Origin of the sequence: Flavobacterium sp. ALD4, from assembly GCF_002836475.1 — a bacterium.
Lineage (GTDB): Bacteria > Bacteroidota > Bacteroidia > Flavobacteriales > Flavobacteriaceae > Flavobacterium.
The window spans coordinates 188,223-205,679 of record NZ_PJBJ01000023.1 but is presented as its reverse complement, the minus strand read 5'-3'; the positions used below and the strand labels follow the sequence as shown (position 1 = coordinate 205,679).

The following is a 17,457-nucleotide window of genomic DNA, read 5'->3' as shown; positions in this document are numbered from 1 at the left end:
TTTTTATATTGTAAATTTCTATTGGTGAACTTACAAAATTACTTCTGTTTGTTCCTGATTCCTTTGTAACTTTGGCTTTTACTTAATTAAATTTTCTTGAATGAAATACCTGTTTATTTTAATCTCTTCGCTAGCTTGCGCCCAACAGACAAGATTTGTTGATTTTAAATCGGTTTCTGGTCAATTAACTTTAGATGCAAAAGAGAAATCTGTTGCGGGTTCGTTACATTATTGGTTGGAGGTATTAAAACCTATTGATACCATAAAAATTGATGCACAAAATATGAATTTTACAGCCGTAAAACTTAATAATTTAGCGGTGCCTTTTGTAAATACAGCGAAAGAATTACAAATTATCTATCCGTTAAAAAAAGGTAGAAATGAAATTAGTTTTGAATATACAGCAACACCTAAGCAGGCTTTGTATTTCGTAGGTTCTGAAACTGCAGATGATTTGCAAATCTGGACTCAGGGTCAAGGGAAGTATACCAGTAATTGGTTTCCGAGTTTTGATGATGTGAATGAAAAAGTGATTTTTAATATAGAGCTTGCTTTTAATCAGGATTATCAGGCGATTTCTAATGGAATATTGACTAAGAAAACGACGAACAACAACATGACCCTGTGGCAATATCGGATGCAAAAACCCATGAGTTCTTATCTGCTGATGCTGGCGATTGGTAAATTTGATAAGTACACGGAAAAAACGAAATGCGGAACTGGATTAGAGTTATTCTTGGAACACAAAGATGCGGCGAGGTACGAACCTGCTTACCGTTATTCTGTTCGAATGTTTGATTTTCTGGAAAAGGAAATAGGGGTGAAGTACCCTTGGAAAGTGTATAAGCAAATTCCCGTCCGTGATTTCCTTTATGCCGGAATGGAAAACACTTCGGCAACCTTATTCTCTAGCAGGTATGTGGTCGATTCCACCGGTTTTGAAGACCGTAATTATACCAATGTCAACGCACACGAACTGGCACATCAATGGTTTGGAGATTTAATCACTGCCGAAAGCGGAAAACACCATTGGTTACAGGAAGGATTTGCTACTTACTATGCTTTATTGGTAGAACGAGAAATCTATGGAGACGATTATTTTTATTCTAAATTATACGAAACAGCACAGCAAATTAAATATGCTTCCCGAACGGATACAATTCCGGTTCTTAATGAAAAAGCCAGTTCCTTAAGCTTTTATCAAAAAGGGGCGTGGGCATTGTTCGCTTTGCATGAAGCAATAGGCGATAAAGCATTTAAAAAAGCGGTACGCAATTACTTGGAAAAATATTCTTTTCAAAGTGTAAAAACGCAGAATTTCTTTCAAGAAGTGAATAAAGTGTCTGATTTTGACACGGATAAATTTAGTAAAGTATGGCTTGAGTCTACGGTGTTTAATTATAATATCATCAATGAGTTATTGAATAAAAATAAAACTTCAAAATTATTATTTGAACTCGATAAGCTGAAGAAAAAACCACTGTCAGAGAAAGTAGAATTTATGACAGCGATACTTCAGTCTGAGGCTTATTATACGGTAAAAGAAGCGGTTGTTGATCAGCTAAAAAACGAAAAGTTTGAGGCTAAAAAGCAGCTGTTGGAGTTGGCTCTAGCGAGTAACAATGTACAAGTTCGTCAAACTGTTGCTAATTCGACGACAAAAATTCCAGAGGATTTCAGAGTGCAATATGAAAGTTTATTAAACGATAAATCGTATCAGACACAGGAGATTGCTTTATTTTTTTTATGGAATAATTTCCCAGAGCAGCGAGCAGCCTATTTGGAAAAAACCAAAGATTGGATCGGTTTCAGCGATCATAATCTAAAAACGTTATGGCTTTCACTAGCGCTATCTACTCCAGAATATGAAGCGGACAAAACAGCTCTGATGACAGAGCTGATCAATTATTCCTCTACCAATTACGAGGCCATTACACGTCAAAAAGCTTTGGAAAAACTGATTGGTTTTCATCTGATTAATGATGTTGTTTTAAAAAACTTGGTAAGTTCGACAACGCATCATATGTGGCAATTTTCTAAATTTGGAAGAGATAACATCCGAAAGTTATTGAAAGATAAAGAAATGGTACTTTCGTTTGAAAGAATTCTACCTCAGTTAGACGAAAAAGAACGATTTCAGTTGATTCGGTTACTAAATTAATAGTACTTTTAGTTAATTAATTGTGTGTGAGGACTATAAAAAAGACTTATATCACATTTTTATTATACATCAAAAAAAAATCTATGAGGGCATTAGTGATTTCTGGAGGAGGTAGTAAAGGGGCATTTGCTGGAGGTGTCGCACAATATCTTTTAGAAAAGAAAAAAAATAAATACGATATTTTTATTGGTACTTCAACTGGAAGTTTACTAATTCCACACTTGGCTCTAAATAAAACTGAAAAAATAAAAGAGATATTTACTTCTGTAAATCAAAGAAGTATCTTTAATAGGCTTCCTTTTGTTGTAAAGTATGCAAACGGAGGGTTTGATGTTTCGATTAGTCATGTCAATGTTTTTTTGAATCTCATCCGAGGAAGTAAAACATTTGGTGAAAGTTATAATTTGAAAAAATTAATTACAAAATCCATAACCGTTGAAGAGTTTGAAGAATTAAAAGCCGGAAACAAGGATATTATTATTACGGTATCCAATTTGAGTAAAAATGCAGTAGAATATAAGTCGTTGAAAGACTTCGATTATGCTGAGTTTTGCGATTGGATTTGGATTTCATGTAACTATCTTCCTTTCATGAGTTTAGTAAAAAAAAACGACTGCGACTATGGCGACGGAGGCTTTACCAATTTGGTTCCAATTAGAGAAGCGATAATTCGAGGTGCAACAGTAATTGATGTCATTATCTTGAACACAGAAGTAAACGTTCAAAAAAAAATCATCAGTAGTAACCCCTTTTCATTATTGATCAATTTATTCGGGACTGTTTTAGAACAGGTCAAAAAAAAGGACATCGCCCTAGGAATTTTAGCTTCAAAACATAAACATGTAACTTTAAATTTATTTTACACACCAACCCATCTTACTGATAACGCGCTGTATTTTAATAGTATAGAGATGCATAAATGGTGGCAGGAAGGTTATGATTATGCACTGAATAAAAGTGAAATCATAAGTGATTAAAAATAATTTCACCATAATTCTCCCACTTCATTTTTAATAAAGGCTAATGCGGCACTGCTTGGAGATGGTTTTTCCAGTAAATCACTGATAACTGCTTCTCGCAAACCATCGGCATCTTTTACCTTTTCGTTTTTTGCAGCCAAACGAATCATCTGGATTGTCGCATTTTTAGCCGTAACTATAATAGACCAGCATTTCTCTGAAATATAAATTTGCTGAGCTAAATTATGTTCAAATTCTTGCTCAATCTGCGCGATTACAAAATTCCTATAGTCATCTTTGTCTTCTGAAAGAGGGGCAATTCGCACCATCAATTGAGAAGGATTAATGCGTTCCATGAATAAAGTCATGCGCTCGTAAGCTTGTAAACGCAGAGGTAATGTGGCTGCTTGATGGTCTTTTTGCAACAACCAGCGTCTAGTATTTTGTTGGTCTTTGAAATGGGAATCAAATAAAAAGTAGGCAACAGCTCCAGTAATTAATGATGGAATAGTGTATGCTAATATTTCAACGATATTTGTAGAGTCCATACTGATTTAAATTTTGTAAGACAAAAATATACTTTTTGATTTAATAACTCATTAATTATAGTATAATTTAGAAAGGCTAACGCTATTTTTACTGAAAAAAATAAGCGTCCCTTGCAGACCTGTTGAATTATAGATATAGATGGAAACATACATTATTGTTTTACTTTGCGTGGCTGCTTTTGCTGCAGGATTTATAGATGCTATTGTTGGAGGGGGTGGACTCATTCAAACTCCTGCAGGATTGATTTTATTGCCTAATTTACCCGTTGCAACCGTTATTGGAACCTTAAAAATACCTGCTTTCAGTGGAACTTCATTTGCAGCCTACCAATACTTAAAAAAAGTAACGATGGACTGGAAATTATTACTGATAATGATGGCGGTCGCTTTGCCTTCGGCTTTCATGGGTTCTACTTTATTGACTTATATGAGCAATGATTTTATGAAACCATTGTTGCTCTTTATTCTTTCGCTATTGGCTATTTATACCTATGCAAAGAAAAATTTTGGCCAACATATAGCGAAAGATCTTTCTACAAGTACTCAGATTTGGAATGCGATTCTTATTAGTGTCATTGTTGGTTTTTACGATGGTTTTATCGGTCCGGGAACCGGAAGTTTTCTAGTGGTGGCCTTCATCGCTTTGATGGGGTTTGATTTTCTTCACGCTTCTGCGAACGCTAAAATGGTCAATCTGGCGACTAACTTCGGTTCTATTTGTTTATTTATGTTAAAAGGGAAAATAATTTGGGCGATCGCCTTGCCAATGGCTGCAAGTAACGCTTTTGGCGGATGGCTGGGGGCAAAACTCGCTATCACGAAAGGAAACGGTTTTATCCGCATATTCTTTTTGGTAGTTGTTGTTGGAACCTTAGTGCGGTTTGCGTACGATGTGTTTTTCAAATAAGATGATTTAGTAGGGATGATTCAGTTTGAAAAATGGCCTTATTCACGATTGCCTATTTCTTGTTTCAAACTTTTAAAACTAGGGTTACAAGGGCTGTTCAGAATTTTGATTTTGAAGTTCAATGAAAAGAAATCAAATCTGTTTTTTAATTCTTAAATTCTTATTTTTGTAAAAATAGATAATTTCCATGCAAAAATACATTGCCCAACTTAACGAAGCACAACGCGAACCCGTATTGCAAAAAGACGGTCCCATGATTATAATTGCCGGTGCCGGTTCGGGTAAAACGCGTGTTTTGACGATACGCATTGCCTATTTGATGAATCAGGGGGTGGATGCATTTAATATTTTGTCGCTAACCTTTACCAATAAGGCAGCACGTGAAATGAAAAAGCGTATTTCTGACATTGTGGGATCCAGTGAAGCCAAGAATCTTTGGATGGGTACGTTTCACTCTGTGTTTGCCAGAATTCTACGATCGGAAGCACACTTGTTAGGATATCCTTCTAATTTTACGATATATGATTCCCAGGATTCGCTGCGCGCTATTTCCGGAATTATTAAAGAAATGCAATTGGACAGGGATGTTTACAAACCCAAACAGGTTTTAAGTAGGATTTCCAACTTTAAAAACAGTTTGATTACCGTAAAGGCCTATTTTAATGATCGTGACCTGCAAGAAGCGGATGCGATGTCCAAAAAACCTCGTATGGGGGAATTATACCAAAATTATGTAGATAAATGTTTCAAGTCCGGAGCAATGGATTTCGATGATTTATTGTTGAAGACCAATGAGCTTTTGACTCGTTTTCCCGAAGTTTTGGGGAAATACCAAAACCGTTTCCGTTATATTTTAGTGGATGAGTATCAAGATACGAATCATTCCCAATATTTAATTGTGCGAGCATTATCGGATAAATTCCAAAATATATGCGTGGTGGGAGATGATGCACAAAGTATTTATGCGTTTCGTGGAGCCAATATCAATAATATACTGAATTTCCAGAAGGATTATGAAGGTGTAAAGACCTTTCGTTTGGAACAAAACTACCGTTCGACAAAAAACATTGTGGAAGCGGCAAATACGGTCATCGATAAGAATAAAACCAAATTGGATAAAATCGTTTGGACAGCCAATGATTTAGGTCCGAAAATAAAAGTGCACCGCAGCATGACGGATGCTGAAGAAGGCCGTTTTGTTGCCGGAACGATTTTCGAACAAAAGATGCAAAACCAAATGAATAATGGTGACTTTGCTATTTTATATCGTACCAATGCGCAATCGCGTGCGATGGAAGACGCATTGAGAAAACGAGACATTCCCTATCGAATTTATGGTGGGTTGTCTTTTTACCAAAGGAAAGAAATAAAAGATGTGCTGTGTTATTTGCGATTGGTTATCAATTCAAAGGATGAAGAAGCGTTGATGCGGGTGATCAATTATCCGGCACGGGGTATTGGAAATACCACAGTTGAAAAATTGCTGGTAGCCGCCAATCATTACAAAAGATCCATTTTTGAGGTGATGCAAAATATCGATAAAATTGACTTAAAACTGAACTCGGGAACCAAACAAAAACTGTTGGATTTTGTTACCATGATTCAAAGTTTTCAGGTGATAAATGAAAATCAAGATGCTTTCTTTTTAACAGATCATGTTTCTAAAAAAACAGGATTGGTTCAGGAATTAAAAAAAGATGCCACACCAGAAGGAATGGCTAAAATACAGAATATAGAAGAACTGTTAAACGGAATCAAGGACTTTACTGAAGGGCAAAAAGAAATTGACGGCGCTCGTGGTGCCTTATCCGAATTCATGGAAGATGTGGCTCTGGCGACAGATTTAGACAAAGATACTAGCGACGAAGACCGTGTGGCATTAATGACGATACATTTAGCCAAAGGACTGGAGTTTCCACATGTTTTTGTTGTGGGAATGGAAGAAGATCTTTTTCCAAGTGCGATGAGTATGAGCACCAGAAGTGAACTGGAGGAAGAACGACGTTTGTTCTATGTGGCGCTGACACGTGCAGAGCATCAGGCCTATTTAACCTATGCGCAGTCGCGTTACCGTTGGGGTAAACTTACAGATAGTGAGCCCTCTCGTTTTATTGAAGAAATAGACGGACAATACTTAGAGTACCTGACCCCTGCTGAGAATAATTACCGGTATAAACCGATGATTGACAGTGACATTTTTGGGGATGTGGATAAATCCAAATTGCGTACGGCTAAACCGGCCAACGGAACACCTCCGCAACAAATCAAAGGAAATGCTGCTAGTCCTGAAATAAATATTCGTAAATTGAAACCTGTTGACGGAAAATCCGTATCAGCAGGTGCTAATCTATTTGACAATAAATTGGTTGCCGGAAATATCGTGATGCACGAACGTTTTGGAAAGGGAGAAGTGTTGAACTTAGATGGAGTGGGAGCCGATAAAAAAGCAGAGATCAAATTTGATGTCGGTGGTATAAAAAAATTATTATTGCGTTTTGCGAAATTAGATATAATTGGATAACTCATTTTGTTAGGAGTTTCATATTATTTTGTGCGCCTGTTCGAGTGTTTTTTATTTAGCATAGCGGAACATAAAAAATATCGAGAATCTTGTGATGTATTGCACTTCTCGATACCATTTTAAATAGTAAAGCTCCTCCGGTACTAGTTGAAGCCAATCGAAGATTCGATTATGTTTTTAATAACGGATATTAAATAATAGAATAGCTTATCCGTTCGAGTGATTTTTACAGTTTTACAAATGTTGATGGATAATAAAATGTATTGCTGTAAATACAGTACTAATAATGAGTAAATTATCGTCTTATTGATACAAAATTACGTGGTAAAGCTGTCGCATTACTATTGAAAATCACAAGAAGAGATGAGGGAATAATAAAAAAAAATAAAAAAATGGCTCAATTTATAAAAATATACCCAGACAAACCCAGCGAAGCGGCTATTGCTAAAGTAGTTAAGGTTTTAAGAGATGGTGGTTTAGTAATTTATCCAACTGATACGGTTTATGGTTTGGGATGTGATATTACAAATACAAAAGCTTTGGAGCGCATCGCTAAGATAAAAGGAGTTAAATTGGAGAAAGCTAATTTTTCATTCATTTGTAGTGATTTGAGCAACATCTCTGATTATGTAAGGCAAATAGACACGGCGACTTTTAAACTATTAAAAAGAGCTTTGCCGGGGCCTTATACGTTTATTTTACCAGGTAATACTAATTTGCCCAAGGAATTCAAGAAGAAAACAACTGTTGGGATACGCGTTCCAGATAATTCCATTGCTTTGGAAATTGTTCGTCAATTAGGGCATCCAATTGTTTCCACATCCATTCGCGATGAAGATGATGTTATTGAATATACTACGGATCCTGAACTTATTTTTGAGAAATGGCAAAACTTGGTTGATCTAGTTATTGATGGCGGTTATGGCGATAATGTAGGCTCTACGATAATTGACCTATCTGGTCATGAACCTACGGTCCTGCGTGAAGGGAAAGGAAGTTTGGATATTTTATAAAAAGAGGGTAGCCGGCGAATAAATATTTAAATGTAGGATTCTTTAGTTTATACAGTGTTGTAAAAAAGAATAGAGTTATAAAAAAGAATGGTATTTTATTCTTAATCAATATTTAATTGGTTATTAAAAAGTATCAAGGATACATGGAAGCAAACCAAACGGTTTGCTTTTTCTTTTAAAAAAAAGCATAAAAAAAACGTTCCGAAATACGGAACGTTTTTCTATTTCTGTAATTTGATTGCGCAAATTACATTATGAAATTTAAAACTATTGTTTTGGGTTTTTCATTTCTTGTTCGATCATTTCGTAGAATTGATCAATTTTAGGCAATACAACGATACGAGTTCTTCTGTTACTAGCTCTGTTAGCAGCAGAATCATTTGCTACTAAAGGAATGTAAGAACTTCTACCTGCAGCGATTAATTGTGCTGGGTTAACACCTAGTTCATTCGTTAATACACGAATAATTGATGTAGAACGTTTCACACTTAAATCCCAGTTGTCAAGTAATATGCTGTTACCGATGTAAGGTACGCTGTCAGTATGACCTTCAACCATGCATTCGAAATCAGGTTTGTCATTTACTACTTTAGCTACTTTGGCTAAAACTCCTTTTGCTTTATCAGTCACGATATAACTACCGCTTTTGAATAATAATTTATCAGCAATAGAAATAAATACAACCCCTTTTTCAACATTAATTTCAATATCTGGGTCATTGAATCCTACTGATCTTTTTAGACTTGTAACCAAAGCAAGTGTAACACTGTCTTTTTTAGTTAACGCATCTTGCATTCTGGTAATTTTTAAATCTTTTTCTTTAATAGACTCTAGTGCTTTTTCAACGTTTTGTGCACCTTTAGTAGTCAATACAGTCATATCTTTAGAAGTACTGATCAACGTTTGGTTGTAATCTTTTAAACCGGCAACTGTAGCTGTAAGACCCGCCTTCTCCTCTAAGCAAGAATTTAATTTTACGGTACAACTGTTTAATAAATCTTGAGTTTCCTTGTTTCTCGCCTCTAAATCTGTGTATTTCTTTTTAGAAACACAAGAGGTTAAAAGGGCTAATACGGATAAGGCAATTACAATTTTTTTCATGAATTTAATGTTTAGTGAATTACAAAAATAGTTTTAAAAAAGTTAATAAAATATAAAATTTAATGTTAAAATCAGCGTGCAAAGACCTTGCCACGATTTACATAGTATTGGTAAACGATGCTTTTGATATTATAGTATTTTTTTGTCTGAAAACTTCCTCTTTTTTTGTAAGTAATTGAAAATAAAGTATAAAAAGAATAGTGGGCTTTCAGGATCGCTACAAAATGCGAAAATTTCCCTTGCGAAATAAATTGTATTGCCGCTATTCCGTCTAAAATCATTCGGCTAAATAAAATACGATGCAAACTGTCGTAGGGTGTGTTTTTGGTTAACATTAGTAATGAATTTCTGAAGTTCAAAAATGTTTTTTTTGGATTACCCTGTTTTAGGGTAGCTCCGCCCAGATGATACACCGTTGATTTATAATTATACTTTATTGCATATCCCTTATTTATAGCACGCCAGCACAGGTCGATTTCCTCCTGATGGGCAAAAAAATCATCGTCGAATCCGTGGAGTTCCTTGTAAACATAACTTCTGATGAAAAAACAAGCTCCTGAAGCCCAAAATATCTCTCTTTCATCATCGTATTGTCCTTTGTCTTTCTCGATGGTATCAAAGAGTCGTCCTCGGCAATAAGGGTATCCATATTTATCGATGAAGCCACCTGCGGCCCCGGCATATTCAAAGTATTCTTTATTTTTAAAGTCTAATATTTTAGCCTGTACAATAGCGGTTTGAGGTTCGTTTCTGAAGGTATCTATAATAGGTGATAACCAGTTTGCCGTTACTTCTACGTCAGAATTAACCAAAGCATATATCTCGGCATCAATGTGTTTCAGTGCTTCATTGTACCCCTTGGCAAAACCATAATTATCAGTATTTTTTACAATTTTAACGGCAGGGTAGTGCTGTTCGACAAAAGAGATGGACTCATCTGTAGAAGCATTGTCAGCAATGTAGATAGTGGCTTCTGGGGAATATGCAATTACCGAAGGTAAAAATTGCTCTAATAATTGTACACCATTCCAATTAAGGATAACGACTGCTATATTCATCTTGATTATTTAAATATGTATTCAGGGAGTTCGGGCAGAAATTGGTATTTTTCATTTTCGAAATCCATTTGGCAAAAGTAATGATTCATTCCGTTGGTTACCATCAAATACTCCGCTTTCATGGTCATGTTGTAGCGGGCAATTTGGTCAAATGTGTCCTGGGCTATTTTTATTTGGGGAGCTTTACATTCGATTAAGACACATATTGAGCCGTCTGTGTTGTAGACCACTACGTCATACCTTTTTTTTAATCCGTTGACCTTAAGTACTTTTTCTACATTAATCAACGATTTAGGATATTTTTTTTCCTCCAATAAAAATCGTACCACATGCTGACGAACCCATTCCTCCGGTGTAAGAATGATAAATTTTTTCCTGATTTCGTCAAAAATAGACACTTTATTTTCGCTATTTTTGAAGCGGAAAGGATAAGAAGAAAATTCTAATTGCTGCATCAAGCAAAAATAATTAAAATGTTTAAAGTTTACCGTTTAAAGTGATGGTTATTTATAACATTATGACTGAACACTGTGACTAAACACTGAATACTGAAAAAATGGACGAGGTTATAAAAATTCTGAATGATATAAAAGCCGGGAACATCAAACCGATCTACTTTTTAATGGGGGACGAACCGTACTATATTGATATCGTATCAGACTACATTGAAAAAAATGTCTTGTCTGAAGAAGAAAAAGGATTCAATCAGACCGTTGTGTATGGTAGGGATGTTTCTGTGGAAGATATTATTTCTACAGCCAAACGCTATCCGATGATGGCGGAACGTCAGGTGGTGATTGTGAAAGAAGCACAAGATTTGAGTCGTACTATTGACAAGTTTGAAAGCTATGCAGAAAACCCGATGCCTTCTACCGTTTTAGTCATTTGTTATAAATATAAAACATTAGATAAGCGGAAAAAGACAACCAAAGTACTAGCGAAAAACGGCTTAGTGTACGAAAGCAAAAAACTATATGAGAACCAAGTTGGAGATTGGATAAAACGGATATTAGCCAGTAAAAAGTATACCATTGAACCCAAAGCCAACGCCATGCTTGTTGAATTTTTGGGAACAGACTTGGGAAAAATAAACAATGAACTACAGAAGTTACAAATTATATTACCCAAAGGAAGTGCGATCACTCCTAAAGATATTGAAGAAAACATTGGATTCAGCAAAGATTTTAATGTGTTTGAGCTTCGGAAAGCGATAGGCGAAAGGAACCAACTAAAAGCCTACACCATTGCAGAAAATTTCGCGAACAATCCGAAAGAGAATCCCATGGTGGTGACTACTAGTCTAGTTTTTGGTTTTTTTATCCAATTGCTCAAATACCACGGACTTAAAGATAGAAACCCGAAAAATGTCGCAGCTGTTATTGGAGTTAATCCTTATTTTCTAAAAGAATATGATGTGGCACTAAAAAATTATCCTATGAAAAAGGTAAGTCAGATAGTGGCTTCTTTGCGAGATATCGATGTAAAAAGCAAAGGTGTAGGAGCAAATTCCATGTCAAATTCCGACTTGTTACGAGAAATGCTCTACAATATATTTAACTAGTGGTTAAATTCACGATATTTGCACTTTATTAAAAAAGGATTTAATTATGGGAATGAATAAGAATACTATCTTAGGATGGGCTACTTTTATAATGATATTAATGGGGTTTCTGTTAATAGGTCTTGGCGCTTTTAAATACAGTGACGTTTCCGGTTGGGGTTTTGCAGCTGTTGGTGTCGGTTTCTTGGCAAATGCTTGGGTTTTTAGCTCACTAAAAGGAAGGTTATAAAATAGATTCTATAAAAAAATAAAAAAAAACACTAGCTAAATAGTGTTTTTTTGTTGTAATATGTTTCTAAAATAAAATTAGAAGTATTTATGTTGGAAAAAGTATCAATTAAATCTCAGTTAATATTAATCCTATTAATTCCGTGTTCAGGATTAATCTACATCACTATTTCAAACTAAGATTTTCTAGATATTTCATACTTTAGGGTAGAGTTTTAATGGAGAAAGTAGTACAGGTATTAGATTAAATTTGTTTAAAAAACTTGTGGATAGAAATGATGTTTCAATAGAGGTTAATAATAATTCAGATGCGGGCTGTAACTTTGTGATATCAAATCTTGAAATGATAAGTTATAACGCATTACCAGCGCTGAATTTAGTTAAAAAAATATTTTAATAAGACGATTTATTCATTCTAGTTTAAGGAGGCTTTCTTGCCAAAAAAATAATACCTTTGCACTTTAAAAAATTTATTAATTTTGTATGTTATAATGGTGGTTGAAAAGTATTTTAATTACAATCTAAAAACTCCAAATCATTAAAAACAATTAAAAAATAGTTTATGTCAGACGATAAAAAAGTAATATTCTCAATGTCAAAATTGAGTAAAACCTATCAAGGAGCAGATAAACCCGTTCTTAAAAATATCTATCTGAGTTTCTTTTATGGAGCTAAAATTGGTATTCTAGGACTAAATGGTTCAGGTAAATCATCCTTATTAAAAATTATCGCTGGTACGGATAAAAACTATCAGGGAGATGTTGTTTTTGCACCAGGCTATACCGTGGGGTACTTAGAGCAAGAGCCAATCCTTGATGACAGTAAAACTGTTATCGAAATTGTTCGTGAAGGTGTTGCTGAAACGATGGCAGTGCTAGAGGAATTTAACCAAATTAATGATAGCTTTGGTCTTCCGGAAGTGTATGAAGATGCAGATAAGATGGACAAACTAATGGACCGTCAAGCTTTGTTACAAGACAAAATTGATGCATTAGGAGCTTGGGAAATTGATACCAAATTAGAAATTGCAATGGATGCTTTACGTACTCCTGATGCAGATACTCCTATAAAGAACCTTTCTGGAGGGGAACGTCGTCGTGTTGCTTTATGCCGTCTATTACTGCAGCAACCTGATGTTTTATTACTGGATGAGCCAACGAATCACTTGGATGCAGAAAGTGTACTATGGTTAGAGCAGCATCTAGCCCAATATGCAGGAACGGTAATAGCTGTAACACACGATAGATACTTCTTGGATAATGTTGCAGGTTGGATTTTAGAGTTGGACAGAGGGGAAGGTATTCCATGGAAAGGGAACTATTCATCTTGGTTGGACCAAAAATCAAGCAGAATGGCACTTGAAGAAAAAGTGGCTTCAAAACGTAGAAAAAACTTAGAACGTGAGTTGGACTGGGTTCGTCAAGGTGCTAAAGGGCGTCAAACGAAACAGAAAGCACGTTTACAGAACTACGATAAAATGCTTAATGAAGATCAAAAAGAACTAGACGAAAAATTAGAAATTTATATTCCTAATGGTCCACGTTTAGGTACTAATGTAATTGAAGCCAAGGGCGTTGCTAAATCCTATGGTGATAAATTATTATATGATAATTTAAATTTCACATTACCACAAGCTGGAATCGTTGGAATCATCGGACCTAACGGTGCTGGTAAATCGACTATTTTCAGAATGATTATGGGAGAAGAAAAACCGGATGCAGGTGAATTTGTTATTGGCGATACAGTTAAGATTGCATATGTCGATCAAGCGCATTCCAATATAAATCCTGATAAATCTATTTGGGAAAATTTCTGTGATGGTCAAGAATTAATTATGATGGGAGGACGTCAAGTTAATTCTCGCGCGTATTTAAGCCGATTTAACTTTGGAGGAAGTGATCAAAATAAAAAAGTTTCGACACTTTCTGGTGGAGAACGTAACCGTTTACATCTTGCCATGACTTTGAAAGAAGAAGGTAACGTTTTGTTACTGGATGAGCCTACCAATGATTTGGATATTAATACACTACGTGCCTTAGAAGAAGGACTTGATAATTTTGCAGGTTGTGCGGTGGTAATTTCGCATGACAGGTGGTTCTTAGATAGAATTTGTACGCATATTCTTGCGTTTGAAGGGAATTCTGATGTATATTATTTTGAAGGTGGTTTCTCTGAATACGAAGAAAATAAGAAAAAACGTTTAGGTGGGGATTTAACTCCAAAGCGTTTGAAATACAGAAAACTAATTAGAAGTTAATTTTAGTTTTTTGATACAATAAGAAAAAGGATGTCCATTACGGCATCCTTTTTTTGTTGGTTTTGAATTATAATTAAAGTAACACGACGTTCTAGGATCGCTCAATTTAGTGTTGTAAAAATAGGGAATAAATCGCTGTATGTAGTTTCGACATACAGGAACGCTACAATAGAGTATGTAAAACAGATAGGTATTTAAATAACCGCTGCATAGGTGTTATAAAGTGATCCTAAAGTCTGCTGTTTTATTTATTTTCTTATCGCTGTTCATCAACAGAAAGACAGTAGCTACCCAAAGCCAAGTATACAAAACCAACGACGAAAACAATGATTCGTACCGCTATCCACAGTGATAAGTACTCTGTTTTTTATGTGTATTTTTTTATCAATCAAAAATATAAATTTTGACAGTAGAATAAAATGATAAAAATCAGGAAATAGTGTTTATCCTAAGAATTTTGATTTCAATTCGGGTGTGGGAATCATGCAGTTGTCTTTTTTTCCAAACCATCTGTATCTATTTCTAGCAATCCAATCGTATATAAAGTTACTGAATGCAGTTGGTAAAATTTTAAACACCACTAACATACTATAGAAAGAATCTAATTTAGATGCTATTTTTAAGGCAGCTTCTGATTTATAGTAATAAGCAGTTCCTGGCTCATATAGAATAATACTGTCCAATTTTTGGGAGTCTATCCCAATGTGGTTAATGATTTTTTCTCCTAGGTCAGACTGTAACGCCACAAATCGGAATAGGTCTTTACTATCCTGTTTAATTATAAATAGTACTGCTGAATTGCACAGATTGCAGACTCCGTCAAATAGTATAATTTTTTTGTCTTTGGGTAAGTTTTCCATTTTTTATCTTTGCTATGTTAAAATGCTGTTTAAAATCTGTTAACTAAGAACTGAAATTTGACTACTGCAATCTGAACACTTTCTTCTACTTTTTCATCGCTTCCACCAGTTCTAATTCATCTAAACTGACTTTGGAAACAAACACGCCATAATTTACGGTTGCTTTATTCTTTTCTATATTGTCTAGAGTTCCCACTGCTTTTCCGTTAATCATACGCACCCGGTCTCCCAATCTTAAAGTAACTTTCACTTTTTCAACTACAGGTTTCAGTTTCTTTTCCTTTTTTTCTTTCCTGATCTCATCTACATGTACGTTAATTTCCGCAACTACTTCTTTCTTCTTTTCTACAATTGCTTTAGCCTCTTTTGGAGTAGCTTTCTTGCGTTTTGAATTTTCAATTTCAATGATTTTCAAAAAATCAGCAATAAGATCTTTTTTGCTTTTGTTGTTGAAATATCTATTGGCTATATCTTCTATCTTTTGACCAACGTAAATAGTTTTTTGGTTACTATCATACAGCTCTTGATAGCTTTCTAGTTTTTGCTTAATCTTGATATTAATCGTTTCCATCTTCCTTCCTTCTTCGCGTGCTTTAGTTTCTTCTTCCTTTAGCATCTGCGAAGTTTTTTCCATCTTTGATCGTTCCTTTTGTAAGTTTGCAATGGTTTTGTCAAAGCGTACTTTTCCAACCTCAATTTTCTTCTTAGCACGATTGATCAGACTGAATGGGATTCCGTTTTTCAGCGCTACTTCAAAAGTAAAGGAACTTCCTGCTTGGCCCAAAGCTAATTTATACAATGGTTCCAATGACTTTTCGTCAAACATCATATTAGCATTTGTTGCAAAAGGCAATTCATTTGCTAGAAGCTTCAGATTAGAATAGTGTGTCGTTATAATTCCAAACGCTTCCCGATGATAGAATTCTTCGAGAAAAATCTCCGCTAAGGCACCTCCTAACTCAGGATCTGACCCAGTACCAAATTCGTCAATCAAGAACATGGTTTTATCATTGCATTTCTTTAAAAAGTAGTTCATGTTCTTTAAGCGGTAACTATACGTACTTAGATGATTTTCAATAGATTGATTGTCCCCTATATCTGTTAGTATCCTGTCGAATAAAAAAGTTTCTGAACGTTCATGAACTGGAATTAGCATTCCCGATTGTAACATCAATTGGAGTAATCCAACTGTTTTTAAAGAGATTGTTTTACCACCGGCATTAGGTCCAGATATTACAATAATCCTGTTTTCTTGTTGCAACTCGATAGTTTGCGGATGCGTAATTTCTTGTTTCTGTTTGTTATTCAAATACAAAATAGGGTGGTAGGCATCCCTAAAGTAAAGTCTGCGATTATTTGTAATTGCAGGCATGATACCATTAATTCGGTTGGCATATTTTGCTTTCGCGGCGATAACGTCGATGTCACTAAGGAAATCTTGATATTGAATTAACAACGGTAAAAACGGACGGATATCATTCGATAATTGTTTTAAAATTCGGTTGATTTCTTCGGTCTCTTCATATTCTAAATTACTTAATTCCCGGGAATACTTCAAGGTAGTCTCTGGTTCGATATAAGCAATGCTTCCTGTTTTCGAGCTTCCCAATATAGATCCTTTTACCTTACGTCGGTACATGGCTAAAACGGCTAGAACTCGGCGGTTTTGAACAAAACTTTCTTTGATGTCATCGAGGTAACCTAAGCTATTGTATTGGGTCATCGATACGCCAAAACTCTGGTTAACTTTACCTCGAACGGAGTTGATGTCCCTGCGGGTATTCAATAAATCAGGGGAGGCATTATCTTTTATTTCTCCGTATTTATCTACGATCGCATCAACGGAGCTAATAATGTCTTTGGTTAACTCCACTTGGGAGGCTCTGCTATTTAAATGCGGATAATAATCATCGAATTTTTTAAAATAAGTCAATAGAAAATTAACGGTTGAGGACAAGGTTGCAATTTTTCTAAAACTGCCTACTTCTAGAAAACTATCCTCGATTGCCAGAAATTTAATTTCGTGACTTATGGCATCAAAACCATGATTTGGAATCGCATTGTTATTTTGAAAGGAAGAGACATATTCAGAAGTCTGCAGCAAAGCCTGCATTAACGTGTCTTTATCTTTGAAAGGCGTTATTTCTAGCGCTTTTTGTTTCCCAATATCTGTATTACATATGGTCGAAATGGTTTCGAGTACGGTTGGAAATTGTAAATCTTGTAAGGTTTTTTCAGTAATGGATATCATTCTTTTTTCTAAGTTTCAGTGAAACAAAGTTA

At 35.1% G+C, this 17,457-nt stretch carries 14 protein-coding genes; 8 read left to right on the top strand and 6 right to left on the bottom strand.

From position 1 onward, the window contains the following. Positions 1–100 precede the first annotated feature (100 nt). Positions 101–2,161 carry a M1 family metallopeptidase gene (locus CXF59_RS03340; RefSeq protein ID WP_101136296.1) on the top strand — a complete coding sequence of 687 codons (2,061 nt, stop codon included), beginning with the start codon at positions 101–103 and terminating at the stop codon, positions 2,159–2,161. A gap of 83 nt (positions 2,162–2,244) precedes the next feature. Then, complete coding sequence (locus CXF59_RS03335; protein WP_101136295.1) at positions 2,245–3,138, top strand: patatin family protein; 894 nt, start codon at positions 2,245–2,247, stop codon at positions 3,136–3,138. An 8-nt stretch (positions 3,139–3,146) separates the two neighbouring features. Here the strand turns inward: CXF59_RS03335 and CXF59_RS03330 are convergent, their stop codons facing one another. Continuing rightward, positions 3,147–3,668, bottom strand: a complete 522-nt coding sequence (locus tag CXF59_RS03330; protein WP_101136294.1) for a hypothetical protein — start codon at positions 3,666–3,668, stop codon at positions 3,147–3,149. A 139-nt stretch (positions 3,669–3,807) separates the two neighbouring features. On the opposite strand from CXF59_RS03330, the gene CXF59_RS03325 reads away from it, so the two are divergent. The 3 genes from CXF59_RS03325 (at position 3,808) to CXF59_RS03315 (ending at position 8,109) form a co-directional block, all read left to right on the top strand. After that, positions 3,808–4,575, top strand: coding sequence for a TSUP family transporter (locus CXF59_RS03325; protein ID WP_101136293.1), 768 nt, complete (start codon positions 3,808–3,810; stop codon positions 4,573–4,575). 187 nt (positions 4,576–4,762) lie between these two features. Beyond that, on the top strand, positions 4,763–7,096 hold the full coding sequence (locus tag CXF59_RS03320; protein ID WP_101136292.1) for an ATP-dependent helicase: 2,334 nt from the start codon (positions 4,763–4,765) through the stop codon (positions 7,094–7,096). 392 nt (positions 7,097–7,488) lie between these two features. Further along, positions 7,489–8,109, top strand: a complete 621-nt coding sequence (locus CXF59_RS03315; protein WP_101136509.1) for an L-threonylcarbamoyladenylate synthase — start codon at positions 7,489–7,491, stop codon at positions 8,107–8,109. 267 nt (positions 8,110–8,376) lie between these two features. On the opposite strand, the gene CXF59_RS03310 is transcribed toward CXF59_RS03315, so the two are convergent. The 3 genes from CXF59_RS03310 to CXF59_RS03300 form a co-directional block, all read right to left on the bottom strand. Then, entirely contained in the window at positions 8,377–9,210 is an 834-nt protein-coding gene (locus tag CXF59_RS03310; RefSeq protein WP_101136291.1) for an OmpA family protein, read from the bottom strand. 71 nt (positions 9,211–9,281) lie between these two features. Next, positions 9,282–10,268 (bottom strand): glycosyltransferase family 2 protein, encoded by a 987-nt coding sequence (locus CXF59_RS03305; protein ID WP_101136290.1) that lies wholly within the window; start codon positions 10,266–10,268, stop codon positions 9,282–9,284. 5 nt (positions 10,269–10,273) lie between these two features. Next, positions 10,274–10,723: a type I restriction enzyme HsdR N-terminal domain-containing protein gene (locus CXF59_RS03300; RefSeq protein ID WP_101136289.1), complete on the bottom strand. Its 450-nt coding sequence runs from the start codon at positions 10,721–10,723 to the stop codon at positions 10,274–10,276. 101 nt (positions 10,724–10,824) lie between these two features. On the opposite strand from CXF59_RS03300, the gene holA reads away from it, so the two are divergent. The 3 genes from holA to ettA all read left to right on the top strand — a co-directional run bounded on the left by holA (position 10,825) and on the right by ettA (position 14,314). After that, a complete protein-coding gene (gene holA, locus CXF59_RS03295) occupies positions 10,825–11,829 on the top strand; it encodes a DNA polymerase III subunit delta (RefSeq protein ID WP_101136288.1) in 1,005 nt (334 codons plus the stop codon). Between the two features lie 46 nt (positions 11,830–11,875). After that, complete coding sequence (locus CXF59_RS03290) at positions 11,876–12,058, top strand: CAL67264 family membrane protein (RefSeq protein WP_101136287.1); 183 nt, start codon at positions 11,876–11,878, stop codon at positions 12,056–12,058. Between the two features lie 561 nt (positions 12,059–12,619). Beyond that, complete coding sequence (ettA, locus tag CXF59_RS03285) at positions 12,620–14,314, top strand: energy-dependent translational throttle protein EttA (RefSeq protein WP_101136286.1); 1,695 nt, start codon at positions 12,620–12,622, stop codon at positions 14,312–14,314. Between the two features lie 443 nt (positions 14,315–14,757). Here ettA and CXF59_RS03280 read toward each other — a convergent pair whose 3' ends face one another. Further along, positions 14,758–15,174, bottom strand: coding sequence for a thiol-disulfide oxidoreductase DCC family protein (locus tag CXF59_RS03280; protein WP_101136285.1), 417 nt, complete (start codon positions 15,172–15,174; stop codon positions 14,758–14,760). Positions 15,175–15,259: 85 nt separating this feature from the next. Next, complete coding sequence (locus tag CXF59_RS03275; protein ID WP_101136284.1) at positions 15,260–17,425, bottom strand: DNA mismatch repair protein MutS; 2,166 nt, start codon at positions 17,423–17,425, stop codon at positions 15,260–15,262. Between the last annotated feature and the right edge of the window lie 32 nt (positions 17,426–17,457).